General features: G+C 33.0%; 5 protein-coding genes. All 5 read right to left on the bottom strand.

What is annotated here, in order from left to right; translation table 11 throughout:
* Nucleotides 1-84: 84 nt before the first annotated feature.
* Nucleotides 85-921 carry a hypothetical protein gene (locus EHQ43_RS17575; RefSeq protein ID WP_135771892.1) on the bottom strand — a complete coding sequence of 279 codons (837 nt, stop codon included), beginning with the start codon at nt 919-921 and terminating at the stop codon, nt 85-87.
* A gap of 218 nt (nt 922-1,139) precedes the next feature.
* A complete protein-coding gene (locus tag EHQ43_RS17570; protein ID WP_135771891.1) occupies nt 1,140-2,069 on the bottom strand; it encodes an NADase-type glycan-binding domain-containing protein in 930 nt (309 codons plus the stop codon).
* Between the two features lie 360 nt (nt 2,070-2,429).
* Complete coding sequence (locus EHQ43_RS17565) at nt 2,430-3,098, bottom strand: YdcF family protein (RefSeq protein WP_135771890.1); 669 nt, start codon at nt 3,096-3,098, stop codon at nt 2,430-2,432.
* Between the two features lie 184 nt (nt 3,099-3,282).
* Nucleotides 3,283-4,104 carry a hypothetical protein gene (locus EHQ43_RS17560; protein ID WP_135771889.1) on the bottom strand — a complete coding sequence of 274 codons (822 nt, stop codon included), beginning with the start codon at nt 4,102-4,104 and terminating at the stop codon, nt 3,283-3,285.
* 203 nt (nt 4,105-4,307) lie between these two features.
* Entirely contained in the window at nt 4,308-4,973 is a 666-nt protein-coding gene (locus tag EHQ43_RS17555) for a hypothetical protein (protein WP_135743118.1), read from the bottom strand.
* Between the last annotated feature and the right edge of the window lie 201 nt (nt 4,974-5,174).

Raw genomic sequence — 5,174 nt, 5'->3', positions numbered from 1 at the left:
GCGAATGCCAGAAGGGGAATTTGCCGCAGGCCGAGCGAGGCCTTGTGCCGAAGCGTAGCGGTAAGTCGCTGTTATGCGACGTGATCAAGGTAATTGTGGTTCAGCCCAGTATCCAATTTTATTTTCAAAGTCATAATCTAATTTTGCCTTGAGTTTGTAATAGCCAGATTTTTGCAGATCGGATTCGAAATCAGGAAATTCCCAATAGGCAAAAAGTTCACAATAATTCTTTGTAAAAAAATCTTTCTTGTGTAAATGTTTACCGACAACTACATTTGAGGCAAAATACTTTTTCCCGTCCGCATTTTCTTTTTCTATTAAATATCCTTTCACATATCCGTAATACTTGGCATCGTGCCAATAGTTCATACCTGAGATTTCATTTGTTGTGTCTAACGAAAGACGCACATATGGTTTTGCATTCCGAACTTCACTTGAAGTAAGAGGAAGGAAAACCGTTTTTCCTTCAACAATATCTGTATGAATTATCGTTTTATAAATCAACCTATCTCTATAAAAATAGAAAGCCACAGTCATCCTTTCACTTGTAAAATAACTAATCGAATTTGCAGTTCGAGTAATGATTGAATTTCCTCCATTAAAAATAACCATCTTTGAAACCGGAATGTATTTTGAAGAAATGACCCTTTTCGGAAGTACACGATCATAGCTAAACCTTTCTCTGAAATTATTGTTCCCGATAATCTTATATAATTCCTCTTCAGTGATACCTAATTCAATACTTGATACAACATTAGGTGGGATAAAGTAGGCTCTATCACGAAAAAGTTCATCTTTTTCATTGGAGATAAAGATGTTTCTATCTTCTATATTATTCGAAATATTTTTTAATATTTTTTTATCAACGAAATTACATGAAATTGTCAATAAAAGAAGTAAATGAAAGTTAATGAATTGCATTTTTAATTTCTAAATTCCTATTTTTATATATTTTTTGATCATGTCGCATAACGAACTAGACTTACCGAAGTTCCCTGACCCTGAGTCCCGGAACGGGACGTTAGGGACTGGCACGTAGCTTGCGTTTGCAAGCGAGTGACAGAAAGGGAATTTGCCGTAGGCCGAGCAAGGGTTTGTCCCGAAGCGTAGCGGTAAGTCGCTGTTATGCGCTGTGAAAGCTATTTGACTATATGGATTTCATCATTTGAAGGGAAATAATTTTTATTTGGATCCCCTTCATTAAAAATAAAGATTTTCCTAGAACCATCTAGTTTTTTACAATTTTTGTCTGTTACCAAAGGAATTGAAAATTCTCCATCGAAATTAGTGGTAGTTATTCTAGCTTCATTACTGCTTAAATCATCATTAGCATTTTGTACTAAAGTTATTTTATATTTTCCTTCTAATATCTTAGATGGATTTTCGTTAATTAATTTCCAATTTCCTTTACCCTCATTTTTAATGTCCATTTGAGCAGGTGATCTGAAGGCAGTTAATTTATTATCATTTGTGAGCGTAATGAAATGATCACCGTTAATGAATTCAATTTTTTTAAAATCATTGAATATCTCAGAACAAAATGCTTCAAAATACAGATGATTATCAAAATCGTAATCATCGAAAGATAATTCTGTTAAGCAAAGGTCCTGATAATTATCGCCGGGATACTTATCTTTAATTGTAAATTTGAATTTTTTTCCAACCAAGTCATTTGTAAATGTTTTGGAAAATTCGATAGTATCTGGTAGTTCTAACTCGATCGGAGAACCATTGTCAATCGTTAAAGTCAATTTAGAAATACGACTATTCTTTTTATAAAGTGAACCTTTCGCATATCCATTTAGCAGATGAAGAACTTTAGTTTTCACAATTTTATTAAAAGTAATTTCCAGAGTAGGCTCTTTATCAGTGTTTGAAACACACCAAGGCTGAGAAGAATTATCAGTAGCATTTTGTGGAATATATTTGGTTTTACCTTCTATTAAAAAACTAGATGCACTTATTTCTTGAATAGAACTAATCGATGCTCGATCATCTATTTTTTCTTCCTCTTTCTTGCAATATAGTAACGCCATACAAAGGCACAGAATTCCTAAAATTTGTTTCATTTTTTTTTCCTTCTTTAATTTAAATAATAATTTCTTTCATAGCGCATAACGAACTAGACTTACCGAAGTTCCCCGACCCTGAGTCCCGGTAACGGGACGTTAGGGACTGGCATGTAGCTTGCGTAAGCAAGGCGAATGCCAGAAGGGGAATTTGGCGTAGCCCGAGCGAGGGCTCGTCCCGAAGCGTAGCGGTAAGTCGCTGTTAAGCGCAGTTACTTATTTTTCGTTTATTATGTATTCAATTTAAATTATTAAATTTACTAAAAATTATTTAAATACTCGATTGATAATTCTAAAATTCTTTTACTTTTGCAAAGGTAGAAAGGAATTAGATTCTTTGGAGTAATGAATTTATAAATTTCATTGAAAAAGATGTAAATTATAACCCTTTTCAATAAGGGAATTATAAGCTTTAGTAATATAATCAGGAATAATTGTTTCTGATTGGAAACCAAATTTAGGATATTCTATAATCCTTTGTAGGTCACCGACAATTTCATTGATAATCATAAAAAGATTAATATGAGAATGCGGAGCATCAGATATAGAATAGCTTGGTGAAGAAATATAAAAAAATCCTTCATTCCATTGTTTATCCAATGCTAATTTAATTCTTAAAGTCATTGAAGGTTTTTGAATAGCTATGATTTTATTAAATTTAAGATTCAAAGAATTAAGAAGTTGTTTAGTGAATTGAATGTTTTCGCCTGTGTTGCTAGATTCATTTTCTATAATTATTTTTTCTTGTGGAATATTTTGAGATAATGCCAATTCCGCAAAGGATTCAGCTTCTGATTTAGGGAAAATATGTTTTGTGAAAAAATTTAAGCCTCCTGAAAACAGAATATAATTAGCAAAACCTTTTTTGTAGAGATCAATAGCATATTGTGCAACTCTTAGATCATGACTACACAAAACAAAAATAAGATCTGACTTTTGGATATTTTCCTGAATATAAAGGAATTTCCAAATGGAATTAGCAAATTCTAAATCTTCTTCAGTTATTTTTTTTTGATTTTCTACAATCATTTTAAGTAATTGCGCTTAACGAACTAGACTTACCGAAGTTCCCCGCCCCTGAGTCCCAACGGGACGTTAGGGACTGGCATGTAGCTTGCGTAAGCAAGGCGAATGCCAGAAGGGGAATTTGCCGTAGGCCGAGCGAGGCCTCGTGCCGAAGCGTAGCGGTAAGTCGCTGTTATGCGTAGTCCTGCTACCATACATTAAATCCTGTTCCGAATCGAATATTAACTTCATTAATTGACCATCTGATAGTTTGGCCACCACCATTTCCAAAGAAATTGTTTGCATTATAAAATGCATCCGACTTATTGAATTGAAGATCGCTCAATAAATAGAAATTGTCTGAAATGAAATATCTTGAACCTATAGAAATACCATATTGTATAATTGTTGGTTGAGAATTAGATTTATTTCCATATCCTCCATGAATTCTAACATATGGGTCAAAATTTGATGATTTTAAAAAATGATATGAAACATTAATTGAAGCAGTATTTAGAATCAGGAAATTTCGAATGTCAAATTGTAGGTAAGGAGATAGAATTTCTAGATTGGTTCTGTCTTGAATGGATAAAGCTCTTTCTGGATATAAGTTACTGAGAACATTTAGAATTAAATTTCCTTCAAATTTATCAATAGAAAGATTTTCTAAATTATATTTATTTTGATTTAAACTAAATCCCAATCCGAAATTAGATTTGAAGACATATTCTAATTGGATAGAATAATTTTCGCCAGCTAATTTAGGTTTTTCAGCATTTCTAAATGCATAAGTACTGTATAAATATTCATATTCAGTACCATAAGTTCTAACAAAATAACCCAAAGTATCGACAGTGCCTTTTCTATTGGAATAAAGATCACCAGAAACTTTATTTGGGTTAGTGTGTGGAAAGTAGATCGGCTTTCCGTAGATCGCCTCAAGAAATAGTCCGTATCTATTTGTATCTCCAACAATTCCTGAGAAAGGGATGATAGTTGAAACTAGTAGAATTAGAAATTTTTTATTCATTTTTTCCATTATTAAAATTTTTTGCAGGATTACGCATAACGAACTAGACTTACCGAAGTTCCCTGACCCTGAGTCCCGGACGGGACGTTAGGGACTGGCACGGAGTTTGCGGATGCAAACGAGTGACAGAAAGGGAATTTGCCGCAGGCCGAGCGAGGCCTTGTGCCGAAGCGTAGCGGTAAGTCGCTGTTATGCGAAGTGTCTCAATTTTTCAAAGTTATTTTTGATAAAGAATCAGTTATCATGTATTCTACTTCAGGAAATGGAGAATTATGATATTTATTTTTTAATTCCCAATAATTTTCGTAGAAAAATAAGACAGGAATTATAAGCCATCCACCGCATTCAATAAAAGAATATTGAAAATTATTTTCATGAGAATTTAGAAATATCGGGGAATTTATTTGGATAGTAAAAATTATATTTTTCCAATATGGTATTGCTCCGAATGTAATAATATTTAAGAATTTCAGAAATTTAATAGAAAAATCATTATTCATTTTTTCATTCGTCATAATATTTAGAAAAATTACATTTTGATTATCATAAGATTTTTCAATTTCAGAGATTGAAGAAAAATCGGAATCTAAAATAGTTAAGTTGGCAAATTGAAATTTGGTTTCAAAAGACTTTCGAATACAATCATTTAATCTATTTGAAAAGTCATCAGTCTTTATATAAGGATTTCGGTTATAGAAATTTAGATAAGTGTATTTATATATGATAGTTGTATTCTTTATCTTGGGTTTTAGATTATTTAAGAAAATGTATTTTAGATGATCTTTTGGAACTATGTATAAGCAGCTTACTTGTGTGATTGCTAAAAAAAGAGAGATAAAATTACTTTTTAGAGATATTTTCTTAATCATTTTGTTTTCTTATGATAGCAATATTTCTGAGACATTTCGCATAACGAACTAGACTTACCGAAGTTGGCCGACCCTGAGTCCCGGAAACGGGACGTTAGGGACTGGCACGTAGCTTGCGAACGCAAGGCGAGTGACAGGAGGACAATTTGCCGTAGGCCGAGCGAGGCCTTGTGCCGAAGCGTAGCGGTAAGTCGCTGTTAT

It is taken from the genome of Leptospira bouyouniensis, assembly GCF_004769525.1.
GTDB lineage: Bacteria > Spirochaetota > Leptospiria > Leptospirales > Leptospiraceae > Leptospira_A > Leptospira_A bouyouniensis.
Note: the sequence above shows the minus strand (reverse complement) of the source record. Positions and strands in the feature narration are given on the sequence as shown.

Coding starts and splice junctions, on each gene's coding strand:
- EHQ43_RS17555 (WP_135743118.1), bottom strand. CDS start 4,973: ATGATTAAGAAAATATCTCTAAAAAGTAATTTTATCTCTCTTTTTTTA.
- EHQ43_RS17575 (WP_135771892.1), bottom strand. CDS start 921: ATGCAATTCATTAACTTTCATTTACTTCTTTTATTGACAATTTCATGT.
- EHQ43_RS17570 (WP_135771891.1), bottom strand. CDS start 2,069: ATGAAACAAATTTTAGGAATTCTGTGCCTTTGTATGGCGTTACTATAT.
- EHQ43_RS17560 (WP_135771889.1), bottom strand. CDS start 4,104: ATGAATAAAAAATTTCTAATTCTACTAGTTTCAACTATCATCCCTTTC.
- EHQ43_RS17565 (WP_135771890.1), bottom strand. CDS start 3,098: ATGATTGTAGAAAATCAAAAAAAAATAACTGAAGAAGATTTAGAATTT.